Source organism: Streptomyces sp. 11x1 (assembly GCF_032598905.1).
In the GTDB taxonomy this organism is placed as follows: Bacteria; Actinomycetota; Actinomycetes; order Streptomycetales; family Streptomycetaceae; genus Streptomyces.
On the sequence record NZ_CP122458.1, the window covers coordinates 8,526,373 to 8,548,060 of the forward strand.

Here is a 21,688-nt window from a genome sequence, read left to right on the forward strand (position 1 = left end):
CGTCAGGCCGGTGGGATGTTGTGGTTGAAGCGGAAGACGTTGTCGGGGTCGTAGGCGGTCTTCACCGCCGTCAGCCGCCGGTAGTTGTCGATGCCGAGTCCGGCGACGACCCGGTCGGCGCCCTCGTCGCCGACGAAGTTGAGATAGACGTCGCCGGTGCTCCAGGGCCGGGCATCGGCGCGCACGTCCCGTACCCACCGTACGCACCGGTCGTCGTCCTCGGGGTCGGCCCAGACGCCGAAGGGATGCACGACCCAGGGGGAGTCCCGGTAGGGCACGGGGTAGTGGGCGGGGCCCTCCGGTATTGCGCCGGCGAGCGGGAAGAGCACGTGCTGGGTGCCGGTCGGCACGGGCATCGACCAGGCGCGGTTGGCGAATACGTCCACCAGCTCGTCCGGCAGTCCGGTCAGGTACTCCGCCGACCAGTAGTTCCGCATCCCCGGCGGGTCGTCGATCATGCACTGCACATCGGCGTACGGCATCGCGCCGACGATCTCGGCCTCGTGCGGCATCGCCAGGAGCGGCTGGGCGACCTTGCGCATGTCGTCCTCGGTGCCCGCGTACGTCAGGAGGACCGCGCAGGTGAGCCCGCCGACCAGATGCTCGGGGACGAACTCCTCGGGCGGGGCGGTGAGATAGAGGACGCCGCCGCCTGCCTCCCGAGGACCGGTCTCGATGACGTCGCGGTACACGCGGATCACCTCGGGGCCGTGCTCGGGACGGTAGAGGAGCAGGGCGACGGCGAAGGCGGGCAGCTCGTGCAGCCGGAGGGTGAGCGCGGTGGCCACGCCGAAGTTCCCGCCGCCGCCGTGCAGCGCCCAGAACAGGTCCGGGTTCTCCTCGGAGTTCGCGCGGACGGTGTGTCCGTCGGCGGTCACCAGGTCGACGCCGAGCAGGTTGTCGACGGCGAGCCCGAAGGTGCGGTCCAGCCAGCCGCTGCCGCCGCCGAGGACGAAGCCGCCCACCCCCGTGGTCGAGGCGCGGCCGCCGGTGGTCGCGAGGCGGTGGGGCTCGGTGGCGCGGTCGAGGTGGCTCATGGTGGCGCCGCCCCCGACGCGTGCGGTCCTGGACGCGGGATCGACCGTGACCCCGTGCATCCGGCGGAGGTCGATGACGAGCCCGTTGTCGTTGAGTGCCATTCCGGCCACGCTGTGGCCGCCGCCGCGTACCGCGATCGGCAGGTCGAGGTCGCGGGCGAAGCGCACCGAACGGACGACGTCGGTCTCGTCGGCGCACTCCGCGATCACGGCCGGACGTCGGTCGATCATGGCGTTGAAGACCGTGCGGGCGTCGTCATAACCCGGGTCGTCCGGCGTGTACACCTCGCCGGTCAGATCCTCGCGCAGTGCGGCGAGGGCCGCCCGCGCCTTCGAGAGGGGAGCCATGGTGAGCCGCCCCCTTTCGGTCGGGGGACAGGGCTCCTTCCAGGCTAGGCGGGGGCGGCGGACGGGGCCTGTTCGGGGCTCGTGCGCACCCGGCGGCGGGGCCGGAGACCGGGAGGCGGGTCGGCGCGAGCACGCGCACCGGTCCGCCGCCGTGCGCGCCGGACCGGAGGGCGCGCACGGCGGGCCGTACGGCCCCGGCGCTCGGCCTCCATGGGCCCAGACGCGCTCAGCCGCCGCACGCCTCGGACGCGGTCAGCCGCCGTACGCCCCCGACGCGGTCAGCCGCAGGGCCGTGTCGATGAGGGGGACGTGGCTGAACGCCTGCGGGAAGTTGCCGACCTGGCGCTTGAGCACCGGGTCCCACTCCTCGGCGAGGAGGCCCAGGTCGTTGCGGAGGGAGAGCAGCTTCTCGAAGAGCTTGCGGGCCTCGTCGACCCGGCCGATCATCGCCAGGTCGTCGGCCATCCAGAACGAGCAGGCGAGGAACGCGCCCTCGTCGCCCGGCAGCCCGTCCACCCCCTCCTCCTCGCCGGAGGTCGGGTAGCGCAGGATGAAGCCGTCCGGGGTCGACAGCTCGCGCTGGATCGCCTCGATGGTGCCGATGACCCGCTTGTCGTCCGGCGGCAGGAAGCCCATCTGCGGGATCAGCAGCAGCGAGGCGTCCAGTTCCTTCGAGCCGTACGACTGGGTGAAGGTGTTGCGCTCCTTGTCGTAACCCTTCTCACACACGTCCCGGTGGATGTCGTCGCGCAGCTCGCGCCACTTCTCCAGCGGGCCGTCCGCGTCACCGGACTCGATGAGCTTGATCGTCCGGTCCACCGCGACCCAGGCCATGACCTTGGAGTGCACGAAGTGGCGGCGCGGTCCGCGCACCTCCCAGATGCCCTCGTCCGGCTCGTCCCAGTGGTCCTCCAGGTAGCGGATCAGCTTCAGCTGGAGGAGCGAGGCGTAGTCGTTGCGGGCCAGCCCGGTCATGTGGGCCAGGTGCAGTGCCTCGGTGACCTCGCCGTAGACGTCCAGCTGGAGCTGGTGCGCGGCGCCGTTGCCGACCCGGACCGGCGCGGAGTTCTCGTACCCGGGCAGCCACTCCAGCTCGGCCTCGCCCAGCTCCCGCTCACCGGCGATGCCGTACATGATCTGCAGGTTCTCCGGGTCGCCGGCGACCGCGCGGAGCAGCCACTCGCGCCAGGCGCGGGCCTCGTCGCGGTAGCCGGTGCGCAGTAGCGAGGAGAGGGTGATGGCCGCGTCGCGGAGCCAGGTGTAGCGGTAGTCCCAGTTGCGGACGCCGCCGATGTGCTCCGGGAGGGAGGTCGTCGGGGCGGCGACGATGCCGCCGGTCGGGGCGTACGTCAGGGCCTTGAGCGTGATCAGCGAGCGGACCACGGCCTCGCGGTAGGGGCCGTGGTACGTGCACTGGTCCACCCAGTCGCGCCAGAACTCCTCCGTGGCCCGCAGCGAGGGCTCGGGCTCCGGCAGCGCCGGGGGCTGCTTGTGCGAGGGCTCCCAGGAGACCGTGAACGCGATCCGGTCGCCCGGTGTCACGGTGAAGTCGGCGTAGGTGGTCAGAGCCTTGCCGTAGGTCTCGCACTCGGTGTCGAACCACACCGAGTCCGGCCCGGCGACGGCGACCGTGCGCCCCTCGTGCTTGTGCACCCAGGGCACGACCCGGCCGTACGAGAAACGCATCCGCAGGGCCGAGCGCATCGGCACCCGGCCGCTGACGCCCTCCACGATGCGGATCAGCTGCGGGGCGCCGTCACGCGGCGGCATGAAGTCCGTCACACGGACCGTGCCGCGCGGGGTGTCCCACTCGGATTCCAGGATCAGCGAGTCGCCGCGGTACCGGCGTCGGGAGGCCGTGGGCGGCTCGGCGTCGGCAGCGTGCGCGGGACCCAGTCTCCAGAACCCGTGTTCCTCGGTGCCGAGCAGTCCCGCGAAGACGGCGTGGGAGTCGAAGCGGGGCAGGCACAGCCAGTCGACCGTGCCGTCCCGGCAGACCAGCGCGGCGGTCTGCATGTCTCCGATGAGTGCGTAGTCTTCGATGCGCCCGGCCACGTGCAACTCCAGTCGAACGGCCACGTCGTCGCCCCCCGAGGGGCGGTCGCTGTGCGGTGTGCGGTCAAGGGACCCAAGGGATCGACAAAGGAACCATGTTTCCAGAGTGATCCAAGGGACGGTGTCATGCGATATCGCTCAACGATCCTCAACGCAAATGAGGCGATCGTTGCTCAACGCACTGACGAGCTCTCATGATTACCGGAGACGGGCGGGGGTGGTGCCGTCGCGCCGGCCGCGCTCGGCAGCGAGTGTCCGAAGAGGATACGACGCACCGGAGGGCTCCGCGTGCCGCTCCGGGCAACACGGGTGGGCCGAACGGGTGAGCTAATGGTGAAGGTCGGGCGGGATTCGCCGACAGTCGTGCGAGGTCCGTGTCGGCCCGTGCGCGGAGCGTGGCCGGAAGCGATCGTGTCCCGTCGCTGATACCCTGGTAGCCCGTGGACCGGTGGGCGCCCCAGTCGAAAACTCGCAAGAGGGACCCCCGAACCGCAGCGAAGGCACCCCCGACGGATGAGCTCGGGCGGCGGCCGACCCGCACACCGAACCGCGACCACGGGAGCCCCCTCTTGGCCATGCCGCCCGCTGCATTTCGAAACTCGACGACAAAGCACATCTTCGTCACCGGGGGTGTCGCCTCCTCTCTCGGCAAGGGTCTGACCGCCTCCAGCCTCGGCATGCTGCTCAAGGCCCGCGGCCTGCGCGTCGTGATGCAGAAGCTCGACCCCTACTTGAACGTCGACCCCGGCACGATGAATCCCTTCCAGCACGGTGAGGTGTTCGTCACCAACGACGGAGCCGAGACCGACCTGGACATCGGACACTACGAGCGCTTCCTCGACCGTGACTTGGACGGCTCCGCCAATGTCACTACAGGCCAGGTCTACAACACGGTCATCGCCAAGGAGCGGCGCGGCGAGTACCTGGGCGACACCGTCCAGGTCATCCCGCACATCACCAACGAGATCAAGCACCGCATCCGGCGCATGGCCTCCGACGAGGTCGACGTCGTCATCACCGAGGTCGGCGGCACCGTCGGCGACATCGAGTCGCTGCCCTTCCTGGAGACCGTCCGCCAGGTCCGTCACGAGGTCGGCCGCGACAATGTCTTCGTCGTCCACATCTCGCTCCTGCCGTACATCGGGCCCTCGGGGGAGCTGAAGACGAAGCCGACGCAGCACTCGGTTGCGGCTCTGCGCAACATCGGTATTCAGCCAGACGCGATCGTTCTGCGCTGTGATCGTGAAGTTCCCGCCGCGATCAAGCGCAAGATCTCCCTGATGTGCGACGTCGACGAGGCCGCCGTGGTCGCGTGTCCCGACGCGCGCTCGATCTACGACATCCCGAAGACCGTGCACGGCGAGGGCCTGGACGCCTACGTGGTCCGCAAGCTGGACCTGCCGTTCCGTGACGTGGACTGGACGACCTGGGACGACCTGCTCGACCGCGTCCACAACCCGCTCCACGAGATCAACCTGGCGCTCGTCGGCAAGTACATCGACCTGCCCGACGCCTACCTCTCGGTCACCGAGGCGCTGCGCGCGGGCGGCTTCGCCAACAAGGCCCGGGTGAAGATCAAGTGGGTCACCTCCGACGACTGCAGGACCCCGGCCGGCGCCGCGGCCCAGCTCGCCGACGTCGACGCCATCTGCATCCCCGGCGGCTTCGGCGACCGGGGCGTCTCCGGCAAGGTCGGCGCCATCCGGTACGCCCGCGAGAACCGGATCCCGCTGCTCGGGCTCTGCCTGGGCCTGCAGTGCATCGTGATCGAGGCCGCGCGCAATCTGGCCGACATCCCGGACGCCAACTCCACCGAGTTCGACTCCGCCACCGCGCACCCGGTCGTCTCCACCATGGCCGAGCAGCTGGACATCGTCGCCGGTGAGGGCGACATGGGCGGCACCATGCGGCTGGGCATGTACCCGGCCAAGCTCGCCGAGGGATCGATCGTGCGCGAGGTGTACGACGGCAAGGAGTACGTCGAGGAGCGCCACCGTCACCGCTACGAGGTGAACAACGCCTACCGCGCGGAACTGGAGAAGAAGGCCGGTCTGCAGTTCACCGGCACCTCGCCCGACGGCAAGCTCGTCGAGTACGTCGAGTACCCGCGCGAGGTCCACCCGTACCTGGTCGCGACCCAGGCGCACCCCGAGCTGCGCTCCCGTCCGACCCGCCCGCACCCGCTGTTCGCGGGGCTGGTGAAGGCCGCCGTGGAGCGGAAGACCGGCAAGTAAATCCGAGCGGCGCGAGAGCTGTACGGTGACCGGGGTGCGCGTCTTTCGGGATGTGTGCCCCGGTTTCTTTTTGCATGTGTGGGAGGGCGAGTCGACATGACGATCAAGGACACCGCCGAGGAGTGGGAGGTCCGGGCGAGCGAGACCCCGTTCGTCGGCAAGAAGACCTCCGTGCGCACGGACGACGTGGTCATGCCCGACGGGTCGGTCGTCCGCCGCGACTACCAGGTCCACCCCGGTTCCGTCGCCGTCCTCGCCGTCGACGACCAGGACCGGGTGCTGGTCATCCGCCAGTACCGCCACCCGGTCCGCGAGCGGCTCTGGGAGATCCCGGCGGGCCTCCTCGACGTGCCCGGCGAGAACCCGCTGCACGCCGCCCAGCGCGAGCTGTACGAGGAGGCGCACGTCAAGGCGGAGGAGTGGCGGGTGCTCACCGACGTCTACACCACGCCCGGCGGTTGCGACGAGGCGGTGCGGATCTTCCTGGCCCGGGATCTCTCCGAGGCCGAGGGGCACCGGTTCGAGGTGGAGGACGAGGAGGCCGACATGGAGTTGGCCCGGGTGCCGCTGGACGAGCTGGTGCGGGGGGTGCTCGCCGGGGAGCTGCACAACAACTGCCTTGTGGTGGGGGTGCTTTCGCTGGTGGCCGCGCGCGGTGGTGACGGGGTGGAGTCGCTGCGTGCGGCTGAGGCGCCGTGGCCTGCGCGGCCGTTCGAGGTCTAGGGGCGATTCAGGTCGTGGGTGAGCCGCGGGTCCGTCGTGGCTTGTCGCGCCCACGCGGCGGAGCCTCATGTCGATACAGCCCCGCGCCCCTGAAAACCCAGGCTCGGCTCTCCTTCACGTTGCCCTCACCGCACCAGTCGTACGATCTGCTGATCCGATCGAGCGATCTCACCGCCCCGCTCCGCCCGGATCGTCGCAGAGCGTGAACTAGGCTCGGGAAGCGCCCGAACCGGAGTCCCGGCGGGCTTGCTCGTGCGGTGGGACGGGAGTGTGGCCCGTGGCGGATCAGGCGGTGGACCTCGGGGGCGCCCGGGTGTCCGGAACGGGGCGGCCCCCGGCTGTCGAGGCCGCCCCCACGGACAGTCAGTTCCTGGGCCGTGCAAGAGAGTTGAAGGAGCTTCGGGCCGACATCGACCGGGCCGGGCTCAACACCCTCGCGGGCCGCAAGGCCCCCCACGCGCGCGTGCTGCTCGTCGCCGGCCGCCCCGGCTACGGCCGCACCGCGCTAGCCGAGGAACTCGTACGGCAGGTTACCGATGGTTACCCCGACGGGGTGCTGCGGACCCGGCTCACCGAGCCCGACGGCACTCGGGTCCCGGTCGAGCGCGCGGCGCGGGAACTGCTCGGGGAGCTGGGGCTGCCGGCGCCGGCCGGGGCCGACGAGGACGACCTCAGCGAGACATTGCGCGAGGCGCTGGCCGACCGCCGGGTGGTGCTCCTGCTCGACGACGCCGCCGACGCCGAGCAGGTCGACGCGCTGCTGCCGGACACCCCCGACTCCCTGGTCGTCGCGGTCTCCGGAGGGCCGCTGACCGGCATCTCCGACGTCCGCCCGTGCACCCTGGGCGGATTGGACACCAAGTCCGCCGTGGAGCTGCTGGAACGCTTCAGCGGCTCGGTGCGCATCACCGTGGACCCGTGCTCGGCCGAGGGGCTCGCCGAGGTGTGCGGGGCCCAGCCCGCCGCGCTGCGGCTCGCCGGGGGCTGGCTGGCCGCCCGGCCCTCCGCCGCCGTCTCCGACCTGGCCAAACAGCTGCGCGCCGACGAGGACGACGGCCCGCCGCTCACCAGGATCTTCAAGCTGTCGTACGCCTCGCTGCCGACCACCGCCGCCCGGATGCTGCCCCTCCTCGCCCTGGCCCCCGCCGGCCTGGTCGATCCGCACGTCGCCTCCGGTCTCGCCGGCTGCTCGGTCGACACGGCACGCAGCACACTGGACGACCTCGCGGCCCTGGGTTTCCTGCACGAGGTGGACTCGCCGCTGCCGCAGTACGAGGTCCCCGGCTGTCTGCAGCCGCTGCTGCGGACACTCGCCGAGAGCCAGGAGCGGCCGGGCGAGCTGCAGCTGGCCCGCGCGCGAATGCTGGAGCGGACGGTACGGCTGCTGCAGTCCTGCCGTGCCATCACCGAGACCGACAGCCCGCTGGCCCGCGAGAAGCTCCTCGCGATGCCCAAGGCGCTGCGGTTCCCGACGCCCCGGGCCGCCGAGGAGTGGCTGCGCGTGCGCCGGCCCGCGCTGCTCGCCGCGGCCCGGCTCGCGGTCGCCGACGGCGAGCTGGACACCCTCGCCCGGCGTCTGATGTCCCAGCTCGTGCGGGCCCTGGTGGCGCACTTCGGTGCACAGGCCGCGGCCCCCGACCTGTACGACCTGCACGGGCTGGTCCTCGATGTCGCCGAGCGCCGTGCTCTGCCCCGGGAGCAGGCGGCCGCGCTGCTGAACCTCGGCGACCTGGACGCCCGGACCGGCCGTACGACGGCGGCACTGGCCCGCTACAGGGCCGCGCTCGACGCCGGACGCCGGGCGAACGACCCGTACGCGACCGGCCGCGCGACGGAATCCGTAGGCGCCGCCCACCAGGAGCTGGAGGACTACGACCGGGCCGCGGACTGGTACGGCAGGGCGCTCGCCCAGCGGCTCGCCCGCGACGAGCGCGAGGACGCCGCCCGGCTGTACGGCCGGATCGCCGCCGTGCACACCTTCGCGGGCCGGTACGGCGAGGCGCTGCGCAACTGGAGCTCGGCGCTCACCGGCCACCGTCGGCTGGGCGATGTGGCCGGTCAGGCAAGGGCGTTGAGCGAGATGGCACGTGTCCAGGAGTACGCGGGCCGGCCCGAGGAGGCGCTGCGCACCTGCCAGGAGGCGGCGGAGTGGGCGCGGCGGGCCGACGACGTCCGGCTGCAGGCCGCGATCCAGCTGCGGATCGCCGACACCCTGGAGCGGCTCGGCGACCCCGCGGCGGCCCGGCTGCACCGGAGAGCCGCCGAGCGACTGCTCGACGACCTCGACGACGGGGTCCCGGCCCCCCAAACCCGCGAGATCGAGCCGGAACAAGGTGCTAACGCCTGCGAAATCCGTAGTACATCCGCGAAAGATTGATGCATTGAAAGGCTAGACAGCGGGGATACCTTCATTAGACTGGCTGCGCCGCCGGTTCTCCTGCGGTGTCTCCCGGTGCGCTCAGATGCGTACGGGTATGTCCTGCATTGCGTGGGCATGTTCCGCCTGTGCGTGCGAGCCCCCACACCCCTCCGAGCCAAGGACCGTGATCGACGTGAAGGTCGGCATCCCCCGCGAGGTCAAGAACAACGAGTTCCGGGTGGCGATCACCCCCGCCGGTGTGCACGAGCTCGTGCGCCACGGCCACCAGGTCGTCATCGAGCAGGGCGCCGGAGTCGGCTCCTCGATCCCGGACGCCGAGTACGTCGCCGCCGGCGCCGAGATCCTGGCCACGGCCGACGAGGTGTGGGCCGCGGCCGACCTGCTGCTCAAGGTCAAGGAACCGATCGCCGAGGAGTACCACCGCCTGCGCAAGGACCAGACGCTCTTCACCTACCTGCACCTGGCCGCCTCCAAGGAGTGCACGGACGCCCTCGTCGAGTCGGGCACGACCGCGATCGCGTACGAGACCGTCGAGCTGCCGAACCGCGCGCTGCCGCTGCTCGCGCCCATGTCCGAGGTCGCGGGCCGGCTCGCCCCCCAGGTCGGCGCGTACCACCTGATGCGGGCCAACGGCGGGCGCGGGGTTCTGCCCGGCGGTGTGCCGGGCGTGCTGGCCGGGCGGGCCGTCGTCATCGGCGGTGGCGTCTCGGGCTGGAACGCGGCGCAGATCGCCATCGGCATGGGTTTCCATGTGACCCTGCTCGACAAGGACATCAACAAGCTCAAGGAAGCCGACAAGATCTTCGGCACGAGGATCCAGACCGTCGTCTCCAACGCCTTCGAGCTGGAGAAGGCCTGCCTGGAGGCCGACCTCGTCATCGGCGCCGTCCTCATCCCGGGCGCGAAGGCCCCGAAGCTGGTCACCAACGAGCTGGTGTCGCGGATGAAGCCGGGAAGTGTTCTTGTCGACATTGCGATCGACCAGGGCGGCTGCTTCGAGGACTCCCGGCCCACCACTCACGCGGAGCCGACCTTCCCGGTCCATGCGTCGGTCTTCTACTGCGTCGCCAACATGCCCGGCGCGGTGCCCAACACCTCGACCTACGCGCTGACCAACGCCACGCTGCCGTACATCGTGGAACTCGCCGACCACGGCTGGGCCGAGGCCTCGCGCCGCGACCCGGCGCTGGCCCGGGGGCTCAACACCCATGAGGGCAGGGTCGTTTACCGCGAGGTGGCCGAGGCGCACGGCCTGGAGCACGTCGAGTTGGCGTCACTGCTCGGCTGACCGGCTGTTTTTAAGTCACCTTTCGGTAAAAGGCGATACGTCAACACAGGTCGTCAACAGCACCTTCCCGGCCGGATCTTGCCCGACAAGGTCCGGCCGGATGTGTGTATGGTCACTTTGTGACACTCGCGCAACTCGCCTCGAACGTAACCGTTCGGATGTTTCGCGCATCGGTGAAACCTGCCGTGCGACGGCCCTACGCCCTTGACAGCCGCATGTTTCATTGCCGACACATCGGGCCGGGTCCGGCGGATTGTGTTGCTGCGGACCGCCGACACGCCATAGAGTCGCCAACCGTCGGCATGGTGCCACGCTGACCTATCTAGAAGTTTCCTGGTCACCAAGGAGGTAAGACGACTTGTGAATGAGTCGACATTTACTCCCGGGGGTGGTCAACCAGGAATGCCTGCGCCGGTCTCGGGCCCCACGGGGTTCGCGGCTGTCGGCTCCGTCGCTGTCCGCACCTTCGCAGCCCACCAGAGTCAGCAGCCAGCCGGCCCAACTCCGCCAGCACACCAGAGCATGGATGGCCAACACGTGAACGCCATGGCCGGCGACGGAAGTGGCGGGGTCCACAACCACTTCGCCGACTACGACGAGCTGCCCGACGGGCACTTCTACGACCCCGACGCCGAGTACGAGCCCGATCCGGAGTACGCGGCGACGCTCGCGCCCGACGCGGCCCGTCAGCGCCGCGAGCGGATCGGTCCCACCGGTCGCCCGCTGCCCTACTTCCCGATCCCGGGCCCGCTGACCGACCATGGTCCCGCGAAGATCATCGCGATGTGCAACCAGAAGGGCGGCGTCGGCAAGACGACGTCGACCATCAACCTGGGTGCCGCGCTCGCGGAGTACGGCCGCCGGGTCCTGCTCGTCGACTTCGACCCGCAGGGCGCCCTCTCGGTGGGCCTCGGGGTGAACCCGATGGAGCTCGACCTCACGGTCTACAACCTGCTCATGGAGCGGGGCATGTCGGCCGACGAGGTGCTGCTGAAGACGGCGGTCCCCAACATGGACCTGCTGCCGAGCAACATCGACCTGTCCGCGGCCGAGGTCCAGCTCGTCTCCGAGGTCGCGCGCGAGTCGACGCTCCAGCGCGCCCTGAAGCCGCTCATGGCCGACTACGACTACATCGTGATCGACTGTCAGCCCTCGCTCGGCCTGCTCACGGTCAACGCGTTGACCGCCGCGCACAAGGTGATAGTGCCTCTGGAGTGTGAGTTCTTCGCTCTCCGTGGTGTCGCGCTGCTGACCGAGACCATCGAGAAGGTCCAGGAGCGGCTCAACCCCGAGCTGGAGCTCGACGGCATCCTCGCCACGATGTACGACTCGCGCACCGTGCACAGCCGTGAGGTTCTCGCGCGGGTCGTCGAGGCGTTCGACGACCACGTCTACCACACGGTCATCGGGCGCACGGTCCGGTTCCCGGAGACCACGGTCGCCGGTGAGCCGATCACCACGTACGCCTCCAACTCCGTCGGCGCCGCCGCCTACCGTCAGCTCGCCAGGGAGGTGCTCGCCCGGTGTCACGCCGAGTGAGTCTGCCGGGGGCCGACGAACTCTTCCGTACGACAGGGGGAATGGCGCTGCAGCCGTCCACTCCCCGGCGGGGGGCCAACGGAGAAGCCCGTGTGCCCGCTCCCGCCGGGGAGAGCGACGGGGCCGCCGGCGCGGAGGACGCGCCGCCGTCCGTGCCCGTGCAGGGCGGTGACGGCGAGGGGTCCGAGCATGTCGCCGCCGACGCCGAGTCCGACGGCGAACAGCCGCGCAGCCGTGGCGCCGCGGCGGGGGCCGAGCGGGCTGCCGCCGGGCGGCAGCCGAAGCCGCAGGAAGGTTCTGCCGCGGCGCCCCGCAAGCGGGGGCGGGCCTCCGGGCGCCGGCCCAGCGGCCGGGAGCGGCACGACGAGAAGATCACCGTGTATGTCTCCGCCGAGGAGCTCATGGATCTCGAACACGCGCGGCTGGTGCTGCGTGGGGAGCATGGGCTGGCGGTCGACCGGGGGCGGATCGTGCGGGAGGCCGTCGCCGTGGTGCTGGCGGATCTGGAGTCCCGTGGAGACGCGAGCATCCTCGTACGTCGGCTGCGGGGGCGGTAGGGGTAGCCTGCCAGGGCTATGACCTCGTACGACTCCTCTGGCTCGGCTTCCGGTGGTTCCGGGGGCCGTCGCCGTGCGCTGGGGAGGGGGCCGCTGGCTCCGTCGGCCGAGCCGGTGGCGCGGGTCGAGGGTGAGTCCGCGGGCGGTGGTGACGAGAAGCCGTCGGCTGCCGCCCTGGCCGGGGCCGACCCCGCTTCGGAAGCCGCAGCCGACGGGGCCGAGCCTGTAGCCGAAGCCGAAGCCGAAGCCGAAGCCGAAGCCGAAGCCGCCGCAGCCGATGTGGCGTTCGGAGCGAGGGCTGAAGCCGGAGTGCCGGTCGAGGTCGATCCGAGAGCTGTGGTCGGGGTCATGGCTGAGACCGAGTCCGGGGGCACGGCTGAGGCCGGAGCCGAGCCCGGAGTCGGAGCCGAGTCCGGCGCCCCGGCCGAGTCCGGAACCGGCGTCCGTGCCGAGGCCGAGGCCGAGCCGGAACCTCGACCCGAGCCCCAGCCTCAACCAGAGCCAGAGCCAGAGCCAGAGCCAGAGCCAGAGCCAGAGCCAGAGCCCCGCCCCGAGTGCGAACCGCAACCCGAGCCGGAGCCGCAGCCCGAGGCTCCAGAGCCAGAGCGGCGCCCCGAGCGCGAGCCCAGGCCCGGCGCCCCGGCCGGGTCCGGAACCGGCGTCCGTGCCGAGGCCGAGGCCGAGCCGGCACCTCGACCCGAGCCCCAGCCTCAGCCAGAGCCAGAGCCAGAGCCCCGCCCCGAGTGCGAACCGCAACCCGAGCCGGAGCCGCAGCCCGAGGCTCCAGAGCCAGAGCGGCGCCCCGAGCGCGAGCCCAGGCCCGGCGCCCCGGCCGAGTCCGGAACCGGCGTCCGTGCCGAGGCCGAGGCCGAGCCGGAACCTCGACCCGAGCCCCAGCCTCGACCAGAGCCAGAGCGGCGCCCCGAGCGCGAGCCCAGGCCCGGCGCCCCGGCCGAGTCCGGAACCGGCGTCCGTGCCGAGGCCGAGGCCGAGCCGGAACCTCGACCCGAGCCCCAGCCTCGACCAGAGCCAGAGCCGCGCCCCGAGCGCGAGCCCAGGCCCGGTGCCGCAGGCGAGGCCGAAGTCGGCGCCGGTGGGGGGTTCAAGGTTCGGCTCGCGAACTTCGAGGGGCCGTTCGATCTGCTGCTTCAGTTGATCTCGAAGCACAAGATGGACGTCACCGAGGTGGCGCTGTCCAAGGTCACCGACGAGTTCATGGCGCACATCCGGGCCATGGGGCCGGACTGGGACCTCGACGAGACGACCGAGTTCCTCGTCGTCGCCGCGACGCTGCTGGACCTGAAGGCCGCGCGGCTGCTGCCCGCCGCCGAGGTCGAGGACGAGGCCGACCTCGCGCTCCTCGAAGCCCGGGATCTGCTGTTCGCGCGGCTGCTCCAGTACCGCGCGTACAAACAGATCGCGGACATCTTCAACCGCCGGCTGGACGAGGAGGCCCGGCGCTACCCCCGGACCGTCGGTCTGGAGCCGCACCACGCCGAGCTGCTGCCCGAGGTGGTCATCAGCATCGGGGCGGAAGGATTCGCCAAGCTCGCGGTCAAGGCGATGCAGCCGAAGCCGAAGCCCCAGGTGTACGTCGATCACATCCACGCGCCGCTGGTGAGCGTGCAGGAGCAGGCCGGGATCGTCGTCGCTCGGCTGCGCGAGCTGGGGGAGGTGTCCTTCCGCGTGCTCGTCGAGGACACCGACGACACCCTGACCGTCGTCGCCCGCTTCCTGGCACTGCTGGAGCTCTACCGGGAGAAGGCCGTGGCGCTGGACCAGGACACCGCCCTCGGGGACCTGATCGTGCGCTGGACGGGCGGGGACGGGGACGCCGAGCCCGTGGTCACGGACGAGTTCGACCGGCCGCCCGAACCGCCGAAGGAGGAGACCAAGGCATGAGCGAGGAGACGCCCGAGGGGGCGACCGGGGCGCCCGCGGGGTCGCGTACCGTCGCCGACCTCGGTCTCAAGCCCGCCCTGGAGGCCGTCCTCATGGTCGTGGACGAGCCCGCGACGGCCGAGCACCTGAGCAAGATCCTGGAGCGGCCGAAGCGGCAGATCTCCAAGGCGCTGCGTGAGCTGGCCGACGAGTACGCGCTCCAGGGGCGCGGCTTCGAGCTGCGGCTGATCGCCGGGGGCTGGCGGTTCTACACCCGGCCCGAGTACGCCGCCGCCGTCGAGCGGTTCGTGCTCGACGGGCAGCAGGCCCGGCTGACCCAGGCCGCGCTGGAGACGCTGGCCGTGGTCGCGTACCGGCAGCCGGTGAGCCGGAGCAGGGTCTCGGCCGTACGAGGGGTCAACTGCGACGGGGTCATGCGCACCCTGCTGCAGCGGGGTCTGGTCGAGGAGGCGGGCGCGGAACCCGAAACAGGTGCGATCCTGTACAGGACGACGAACTACTTCCTGGAGCGGATGGGCCTGCGCGGTCTGGACGAGCTCCCGGAGCTCGCGCCCTTCCTCCCGGAGGCGGAGGCGATCGAGGCCGAGACCCAGGAAGCCGTACCGTCGTTCGATCCGGATGCTCCGGATTCCGAGGACACAGACGACAAGACGGAACTTTGATGCGAAGCAGCAGCGGCAGGAACAGCAGCGGAAACAACGGCGGGAGCCGTGGTGGCAACAGCGGCGGCCGCGGCGGAAGCGGTGGTGCACGCGGCGGGAGCGGTGGTGGCGGCGGGGGCCGTGGCAACTACCGCGGTGCGGGGAACGACCGCGACGACAGGCAGGGCGGTCGGCCGAAGAAGCCCCGCCCCGAGGAGCGCCGTTACGACGTGGGCCCCGGCGGCTCCCCGGACGGTCCCAAGTCCGGGCGCGGCGCCTCGGCGCGCGGCGGGGCCAAGGGCGGACCGAAGCAGTCCCAGCAGCAGCGCGGGCGGTGGGCCCCGGCGACCTCGCGCGAGTACGACGCGCGCGCCGAGGAGCGCAACCGGGAGCGCTACGCGGGCAAGAAGGACGTCAAGCTGCCCAAGACCTTCCCGGGCGCCGAGCAGGAGGGCGAGCGGCTGCAGAAGGTCCTCGCGCGCGCGGGCTACGGCTCGCGGCGGGCCTGCGAGGAGCTGATCGAGCAGGCGCGGGTCGAGGTCAACGGCGAGATCGTCCTGGAGCAGGGCAAGCGCGTCGACCCGGAGAAGGACGAGGTCAAGGTCGACGGTCTGACCGTGGCCACGCAGTCGTACCAGTTCTTCGCGCTGAACAAGCCCGCCGGAGTCGTCTCCACCATGGAGGACCCCGAGGGCCGGCAGTGCCTCGGCGACTACGTGACCAACCGTGAGACGCGGCTGTTCCACGTCGGTCGGCTCGACACCGAGACCGAGGGCGTCATCCTGCTCACCAACCACGGCGAGCTGGCGCACCGGCTGACCCACCCCAAGTACGGCGTCAAGAAGACGTACGTCGCGCACATCGTGGGCCCGATCCCGCGCGACCTGGGCAAGCAGCTCAAGGACGGTATCCAGCTGGAGGACGGGTACGCGCGTGCGGACCACTTCCGCGTGGTGCAGCAGACCGGCAAGAACTACCTCGTGGAGGTCACCCTCCACGAGGGACGCAAGCACATCGTGCGCCGGATGCTGGCCGAGGCCGGCTTCCCCGTCGACAAGCTCGTCCGCACCGCCTTCGGGCCGATCTCCCTCGGCGACCAGAAGTCCGGCTGGCTGCGCCGGCTGTCGAACACCGAGGTCGGGATGCTGATGCAGGAGGTCGACCTGTAGGTCGTGGAGCCTTCGGGCTGTAGGTCATGGAGCCTTCGGGCTCAGCCGCGTGCGCGCGGCGCGTTCGAGCACGAGCCGGCCCCGGGTTTGCTGTCGGGGCCGGCTCTTTGCCGTTCCCGGCGCCGCCCTTGACCCCGTTCTTGGCGTTCCTTTCCTCGTAAAGGGGTTGTGCGCCCGGCGCGCGCGGCTTTATAGTCGTCATGACTATTAGTCACGGTGACCATTAAGGAGGCGACGGGCATGACCTCACCCGAGGGCTACGACAAATACGCCTTCGAACCCTTCGCCGTCACCGTCGACCTGGCCGTCTTCACCGTCCGCGCGGGCACCCTCCAGGTGCTGCTCGTCGAGCGCGGCCAGGAGCCGTACGCGGGCCGCTGGGCGCTGCCCGGCGGGTTCGTGCTGCCGGACGAGTCCGCGGAGGAGGCCGCCTGGCGGGAACTCGCCGAGGAGACCGGCCTCAAGGACGACTCCGGGCTCCACCTGGAGCAGTTGCGGACGTACAGCGAGCCCGGCAGGGATCCCAGGATGCGGGTCGTCACCGTCGCGTTCGCCGCGCTGCTCCCGGACCCGCCCGTCCCGCACGGCGGAGGCGACGCCGTACAGGCCCAGTGGCTGCGCTTCAACGCCGTCGGGCCGCTCGCCTTCGACCACGACCGCATCCTCGCCGACGCCCACGAACGCGTCGGCGCCAAGCTCGAATACACCTGTCTCGCCACCTCCTTCTGCCCGCCCGAGTTCACCCTCGGCGAGCTGCGGCAGGTCTACGAGACCGTGTGGGGCACACCGCTCGACCGGCCCAACTTCCGGCGCAAGGTGCTGGCCACGCCGGGCTTCGTCGAACAGGTGCCCGGCGCCGCCCGCCTGACCGGCGGTCGCGGCAAGCCCGCCGCGCTGTACCGCGCGGGTGGGGCCACCGCCCTGCACCCGCCGCTGCTGCGACCCACCACGGAAGGACGGTCCTGATGACCATGACGCTCCGCACGAAGCGCTCCGCCACCGGCTCCCTGATCGGACTCGCCCTCGGAGACGCCCTCGGCTTCCCGACGGAGTTCAACGACGTCCCGTCGATCCTCGCCAAGTGCGGCCCCTGGCGGAAGATGGGGCTGCCGAAGCCGGCTATCGTCACCGACGACACCCAGATGACGCTGGCCCTGGGGCACGGGCTGCGGGCCGCCATGGACCGGGGATCGCTCGGCCCCGACGCCCTGGTGCGCGCCGTCCGCAAGGAGTTCGTGGACTGGTCCCGCTCCCCGGAGAACAACCGCGCCCCCGGCAACACCTGCCTGGTCGCCTGCGACCTCCTCGCCGTCGAGCGCCACCCCTGGCAGTTCGCCAGCCAGATCCACTCCAAGGGCTGCGGCGCCAACATGCGGGTCGCCCCGCTCGGCCTGATCGGCCCGCTCAGCGACGAACAGCGCGCGGGCGCCGCCCAGTTGCAGGCCGCCCTCACCCACGGCCACCCCACCGCGCTCGCCGCCTCCGACCTCACCGCCCACGCGATACGGCTGCTCTCCCAGGGCGCCGAACCGATGGGGCTGATCGGCCGGCTGCGCTCGTACGCGTACGAGAACCGCTCCCGCTACCACGCACGCTGGCTCGGCGACCTGTGGACCTACAGCCAGGACCCCTCGCCCGAGCACTACATCGCGCGGGGCTGGGACGACTGCCTGGAGGCCCTGGACCGGGTGCAGGCGGCCCTGCGGCTGCCGTCGCCCGAGACCGACCCCTGCCTGGCCACGGGCGAGGGCTGGATCGCCGAGGAGGCCCTCGCGACCGGGCTGCTGTGCTTCCTGCTCTTCGTCGACGAGCCCGTCACCGCGCTGCGCCGCGCCGCCTGCACCTCGGGCGACTCCGACTCCATCGCCTGCCTCGCCGGTGCCTTCGCGGGCGCCTACCACGGCCCGGACGTCTGGCCCGCCGAGTGGGCCGACCGGATCGAGTACCAGGGCGACCTCGTCTCGCTGGGAGCCCTCTGGGACGCTTGAGGGATGACCGACGCGCTCACCGACGCCCTCGACATCGACCTGGCCCCCGTGGTCGCCGAACAGCCCGACCAGGTGCTGTTCGCGACCGTCTCCGGCGCCCACCTGTACGGCTTCCCGTCGCGTGACTCGGACGTGGACCTGCGCGGTGTGCACCTGCTGCCCACGGCCGAACTGGTCGGGCTGCGGGAGCCGGAGGAGACCCGGTCGCGGATGTGGGACCGGGACGGCGTCGAGATGGACCTCGTCACGCACGACCTGCGCAAGTTCGCCCGGCTGATGCTGCGCCGCAACGGCTATGTGCTGGAGCAGCTGCTCTCCCCGCTCGTCGTGCACACCGGCGAGGCGCACCGCGAACTGATCGCGCTCGCCCCCGGGGTCCTCACCCGGCACCACGCCCACCACTACCGGGGGTTCGCCATCACTCAGTGGCGGCTCTTCGAGAAGACCGGCGAACTCAAGCCGCTGCTCTACACGTTCCGTGTGCTGCTCACCGGCATCCACCTCATGCGCAGCGGCGAGGTGCAGGCCCATCTGCCCACCCTGGTGCCGCAGGTGGACGAGGCGCCCCGCTATCTGCCGGACCTCGTCGCGGCGAAGGCGGACCTGGAGCACGGCAAGGCCGACGTCGACCGGGAGCGCGTGGCGGAGGACGTCGAGCGGCTCCAAGAGGTGCTGGAACAGGAGCAGGCGCTTTCGGCGCTCCCGGAGAGCCCGTCCGCGTACGACGCCCTGCACGATTTCGTCGTCCGGGTCCGCGTGGACGGTGTGAAGGGCTGAGCCGGCTGCGGGGTCCGGGCCGGTTCCGCGGGCCGAGCCCGTTCCGGGGGTCTGGGGTGATTCCAGGGCCCGGGCCGGTCGCTACGCCCGGGCCGTTCCCCAGGTTTTGACCGGCGCCGAGGTCGGGCGGGCGCGCAGGGCCGACGCGTGCCGGGTGCGTACGACGAAGTCCTCGACCCGGGCCCGGTCCGGCTCCGCCGGCAGCGGGCTGCGGTGCACCGCCTCCTCGGCCTCCGTCGCCAGCCGGGCCATCCAGGACTCGACCTGGGGCCACGCCACCTCGCCGTGCTTCACCGCCAGCAGAGGCTCGCGCTGATCGCCCACGTCGACGGTGAGCGTGCCCGTGCGCAGCAGATCGCGGCAGCTCATCAGGAGGCGGAGGAGATGCATGGCGTGCTTCCAGCGCGGGGCGCCGTGCGTACGGATGTCGGCGTCGAGCTTCTTGCGCTGGCCGAGGGCGTAGCGGGCGAAGGTCTCATGGGTCTGCCGGGACAGGAACGCCCCGCGCAGCGCGAGCAGTTCCCGGCCGGTGGCGTCGACGTGCTCCACCAGGGGGGAGTGCAGGCACTCCAGGATGTTCGGGTTGGCGCGCAGGGCCAGACTGCAGAAGCGCTCCAGCTCCCAGCCGAACTGCTCCTCCGCGGGACCCTCCACATGGGTCGGCGGCTTCTCGAAGCGCCAGAACAGCTCGGTCGGGGCCAGGAAGACGCCCCGCCGGTCGGTGTCGCTGTCGTCCGTCGCGAGACCGAAGGCCCGCGACCCCATCACACAGGCGTAGATCGTGTGATCACGGACCAGGCTGTGCGGGTGCGGGGGCTGCATGCCCGGGAGCGTACGTGGTGGCTCAGACCGACTGAATCGAATTTCCCGAGACCTCGATCTCCTCGGCGGGCAGGGGCTGGGTGGCCGGGCCCCGCACCACCGCGCCGTCCGTGATCTTGAACTTGCTGCCGTGGCAGGCGCAGTCGATCGTCCCGTCCGAGACGCTGCTGACGATGCAGCCCTGGTGCGTGCAGACCGCCGAGAAGGCCTTGAACTCGCCCTCCTGCGGCTGCGTCACGACGATCTTCCGATCCTTGAAGATCCTGCCGCCGCCCACCGGGATGTCGGCCGTGGTGGCCAGCTCCTCATCGCCACCGCCCGTGCCCGCGTCCCCGGGTGAGGTCTCCTCCTGGGAACCGCCGTCGCTGTCGCCGCCGCACCCCACCAGGAGCGCCGCCGTGCCTGCCGCGCCGGTCGTGAGCACCGTGCGCCGCGTCGAACCCATCGCCATGTCGTCGCTCCGAACGTGCGGAAGAACCCAACCCAGGAGAGAGTGCCACAAAACGTGCGACTCGCATGTCTGGTGGCCCACGGCATTCGGGACAGTCGTTCCGCCGCCGGCCTTCCCCCCCCGCGGGCGTCTCGGCAGGCGGGCGCCGCGCACCGGCCGGGGGCGGCCTGACTAGGCTGGTCGTACAACGAGCCGGCCAACGAGTCGGCATGTACATCAGCGAGGAGCAGAGTCGTGGCGGTACGAGCGGTCCGGGGCGCCGTCCAGCTCGAACGGGACGAGGCGGGGCACATGGACGAGCAGGTGGGCGAACTGCTCACCGCGGTCCTGGAGCGCAACGGGCTCGGTCCGGACGACCTGATCAGCATCTGGTTCACGGCCACCCCCGACCTGCACAGCGACTTCCCGGCCGCCGCGGCGCGCAAGCTCGGCATCGTCGAGGTCCCCCTGATCTGCGCGCAGGAACTGGACATCGAGGGCGCCATGCCCCGGGTCGTACGGATCCTCGCGCACATCGAGTCCGACCGGCCGCGCTCCGAGATCGCGCACGTCTACCTGGGCGCCGCGGCCGCGCTCCGCAAGGACATCGCCCAGTGAGAACCGCACTCGTCATCGGCACCGGGCTGATCGGCACCTCCGCCGCCCTCGCCCTCGCCCAGCGCGGGGTGGTCGTCCACCTCGCCGACCACGACCCGGAGCAGGCCCGTACGGCCGCCGCGCTCGGCGCCGGCAGCGACGAGGCGCCAAGCGGTCCGGTCGATCTCGCGATCGTCGCCGCCCCGCCCGCGCACGTGGCCGTGACCCTCGCCGACGCCATGCGCCGAGGGCTCGCGCGCGGCTACCTCGACGTGGCCTCCGTGAAGGGCGGCCCCCGCCGGGAGTTGGAGGCGCTGGGCCTCGACCTCTCCTGCTACATCGGCACCCACCCCATGTCGGGCCGCGAGAAGTCGGGGCCGCTGGCCGCAACCGGCGACCTCTTCGAGGGCCGGCCCTGGGTGCTCACCCCGACCCGGGACACCGACACCGAGGTCCTGAACCTCGCCCTGGAGCTGGTCTCGCACTGTCGGGCCGTCCCGGTCGTCATGGACGCGGACGCCCATGACCGAGCCGTGGCCCTGGTCTCGCACATGCCGCACCTGGTGTCGAGCCTGGTCGCCGCGCGGCTGGAGCACGCCGAGGAGTCGGCCGTACGGCTGTGTGGGCAGGGCATCCGGGACGTGACCCGGATCGCCGCCTCCGACCCCGGCATGTGGATCGACATCCTCTCCGCCAACCCCGGCCCGGTGGCCGACCTCCTCGCCGATGTCTCCGCCGACCTCGACGAGACCGTCCAGGCACTGCGCGCCCTCCAGGCATCCGACGAGGCCAAGCGCCGCGAGGGCGTCACCGGCATCGAGGACGTCCTGCGCCGCGGCAACGCCGGCCAGATCCGCGTCCCCGGCAAGCACGGGTCCGCTCCGCGGCGCTACGAGGTGGTGGCGGTCCTGATCGACGACCAGCCGGGCCAGCTGGCCCGCATCTTCGCCGACGCGGGCGCCGCCGGCGTCAACATCGAGGACGTCCGCATCGAGCACGCGACCGGGCAGCAGGCGGGTCTGGTGCAGCTGCTGGTGGAGCCGAAGGCGGCGGTGGTGCTGACGGGGGCCTTGCGGGAGCGGGGTTGGGCGATCCGGCAGTAGCGGGGGTGCGTGGGGTCGGTGGTCGGAGGCCGCCGCAGCCGTCCCGATGCCCGGGAGGCGTCTTGGCGCCGAGTGGTGTGAGGGCGGCGTCGGGGAGG

At 71.5% G+C, this 21,688-nt stretch carries 17 protein-coding genes and 1 pseudogene; 14 read left to right on the forward strand and 4 right to left on the reverse strand.

The window, feature by feature from the left end:
- Nucleotides 1-2: 2 nt before the first annotated feature.
- Nucleotides 3-1,385: an FAD-binding oxidoreductase gene (locus P8T65_RS37450; protein ID WP_316729724.1), complete on the reverse strand. Its 1,383-nt coding sequence runs from the start codon at nucleotides 1,383-1,385 to the stop codon at nucleotides 3-5.
- Between the two features lie 252 nt (nucleotides 1,386-1,637).
- Entirely contained in the window at nucleotides 1,638-3,440 is a 1,803-nt protein-coding gene (locus tag P8T65_RS37455) for a glycoside hydrolase family 15 protein (protein ID WP_316731850.1), read from the reverse strand.
- A gap of 575 nt (nucleotides 3,441-4,015) precedes the next feature.
- Between P8T65_RS37455 and P8T65_RS37460 the strand changes: the two genes are divergently transcribed.
- From P8T65_RS37460 to P8T65_RS37515, 12 genes and pseudogenes are all read left to right on the forward strand, one after another.
- Nucleotides 4,016-5,674, forward strand: a complete 1,659-nt coding sequence (locus tag P8T65_RS37460) for a CTP synthase (protein ID WP_184895866.1) — start codon at nucleotides 4,016-4,018, stop codon at nucleotides 5,672-5,674.
- Between the two features lie 96 nt (nucleotides 5,675-5,770).
- The gene (locus tag P8T65_RS37465) at nucleotides 5,771-6,397 is read left to right on the forward strand and encodes an NUDIX hydrolase (protein ID WP_316729725.1); all 627 of its coding nucleotides are present in this window, start codon (nucleotides 5,771-5,773) and stop codon (nucleotides 6,395-6,397) included.
- Nucleotides 6,398-6,674: 277 nt separating this feature from the next.
- Nucleotides 6,675-8,774 (forward strand): tetratricopeptide repeat protein, encoded by a 2,100-nt coding sequence (locus P8T65_RS37470; protein WP_316729726.1) that lies wholly within the window; start codon nucleotides 6,675-6,677, stop codon nucleotides 8,772-8,774.
- A gap of 166 nt (nucleotides 8,775-8,940) precedes the next feature.
- Complete coding sequence (gene ald / locus P8T65_RS37475; RefSeq protein ID WP_316729727.1) at nucleotides 8,941-10,065, forward strand: alanine dehydrogenase; 1,125 nt, start codon at nucleotides 8,941-8,943, stop codon at nucleotides 10,063-10,065.
- Nucleotides 10,066-10,467: 402 nt separating this feature from the next.
- Nucleotides 10,468-11,604, forward strand: coding sequence for a ParA family protein (locus P8T65_RS37480; protein ID WP_316729728.1), 1,137 nt, complete (start codon nucleotides 10,468-10,470; stop codon nucleotides 11,602-11,604).
- Nucleotides 11,589-12,161, forward strand: coding sequence for a hypothetical protein (locus tag P8T65_RS37485; RefSeq protein WP_184895874.1), 573 nt, complete (start codon nucleotides 11,589-11,591; stop codon nucleotides 12,159-12,161). Before P8T65_RS37480 ends, P8T65_RS37485 begins: the two co-directional genes overlap by 16 nt.
- A gap of 1,095 nt (nucleotides 12,162-13,256) precedes the next feature.
- Nucleotides 13,257-14,063 (forward strand): annotated as a pseudogene (locus P8T65_RS37490) (segregation and condensation protein A); the annotation flags it as partial.
- Nucleotides 14,060-14,725: an SMC-Scp complex subunit ScpB gene (scpB, locus tag P8T65_RS37495; RefSeq protein ID WP_316729729.1), complete on the forward strand. Its 666-nt coding sequence runs from the start codon at nucleotides 14,060-14,062 to the stop codon at nucleotides 14,723-14,725. The pseudogene P8T65_RS37490 and the gene scpB, both read left to right, overlap by 4 nt.
- Nucleotides 14,725-15,873, forward strand: coding sequence for a pseudouridine synthase (locus tag P8T65_RS37500; RefSeq protein ID WP_184895880.1), 1,149 nt, complete (start codon nucleotides 14,725-14,727; stop codon nucleotides 15,871-15,873). Before scpB ends, P8T65_RS37500 begins: the two co-directional genes overlap by 1 nt.
- A gap of 240 nt (nucleotides 15,874-16,113) precedes the next feature.
- Nucleotides 16,114-16,839 (forward strand): NUDIX domain-containing protein, encoded by a 726-nt coding sequence (locus P8T65_RS37505; protein ID WP_316729730.1) that lies wholly within the window; start codon nucleotides 16,114-16,116, stop codon nucleotides 16,837-16,839.
- Nucleotides 16,839-17,861, forward strand: coding sequence for an ADP-ribosylglycohydrolase family protein (locus P8T65_RS37510; protein WP_184895882.1), 1,023 nt, complete (start codon nucleotides 16,839-16,841; stop codon nucleotides 17,859-17,861). The genes P8T65_RS37505 and P8T65_RS37510 overlap by 1 nt, the downstream gene beginning before the upstream one ends.
- 3 nt (nucleotides 17,862-17,864) lie before the next feature.
- The gene (locus P8T65_RS37515) at nucleotides 17,865-18,638 is read left to right on the forward strand and encodes a DNA polymerase beta superfamily protein (RefSeq protein ID WP_316729731.1); all 774 of its coding nucleotides are present in this window, start codon (nucleotides 17,865-17,867) and stop codon (nucleotides 18,636-18,638) included.
- An 81-nt stretch (nucleotides 18,639-18,719) separates the two neighbouring features.
- Here P8T65_RS37515 and P8T65_RS37520 read toward each other — a convergent pair whose 3' ends face one another.
- Both P8T65_RS37520 and P8T65_RS37525 read right to left on the reverse strand, forming a co-directional pair.
- Nucleotides 18,720-19,460 carry a DNA polymerase beta superfamily protein gene (locus P8T65_RS37520; RefSeq protein ID WP_316729732.1) on the reverse strand — a complete coding sequence of 247 codons (741 nt, stop codon included), beginning with the start codon at nucleotides 19,458-19,460 and terminating at the stop codon, nucleotides 18,720-18,722.
- A 22-nt stretch (nucleotides 19,461-19,482) separates the two neighbouring features.
- The gene (locus tag P8T65_RS37525) at nucleotides 19,483-19,911 is read right to left on the reverse strand and encodes a Rieske (2Fe-2S) protein (protein WP_316729733.1); all 429 of its coding nucleotides are present in this window, start codon (nucleotides 19,909-19,911) and stop codon (nucleotides 19,483-19,485) included.
- A gap of 234 nt (nucleotides 19,912-20,145) precedes the next feature.
- Here P8T65_RS37525 and aroH point away from each other — a divergent pair, with 234 nt between their 5' ends.
- The gene (gene aroH / locus P8T65_RS37530; protein WP_316729734.1) at nucleotides 20,146-20,508 is read left to right on the forward strand and encodes a chorismate mutase; all 363 of its coding nucleotides are present in this window, start codon (nucleotides 20,146-20,148) and stop codon (nucleotides 20,506-20,508) included.
- Nucleotides 20,505-21,590: a prephenate dehydrogenase gene (locus P8T65_RS37535; protein ID WP_316729735.1), complete on the forward strand. Its 1,086-nt coding sequence runs from the start codon at nucleotides 20,505-20,507 to the stop codon at nucleotides 21,588-21,590. The genes aroH and P8T65_RS37535 overlap by 4 nt, the downstream gene beginning before the upstream one ends.
- The last annotated feature ends 98 nt before the right edge of the window (nucleotides 21,591-21,688 follow it).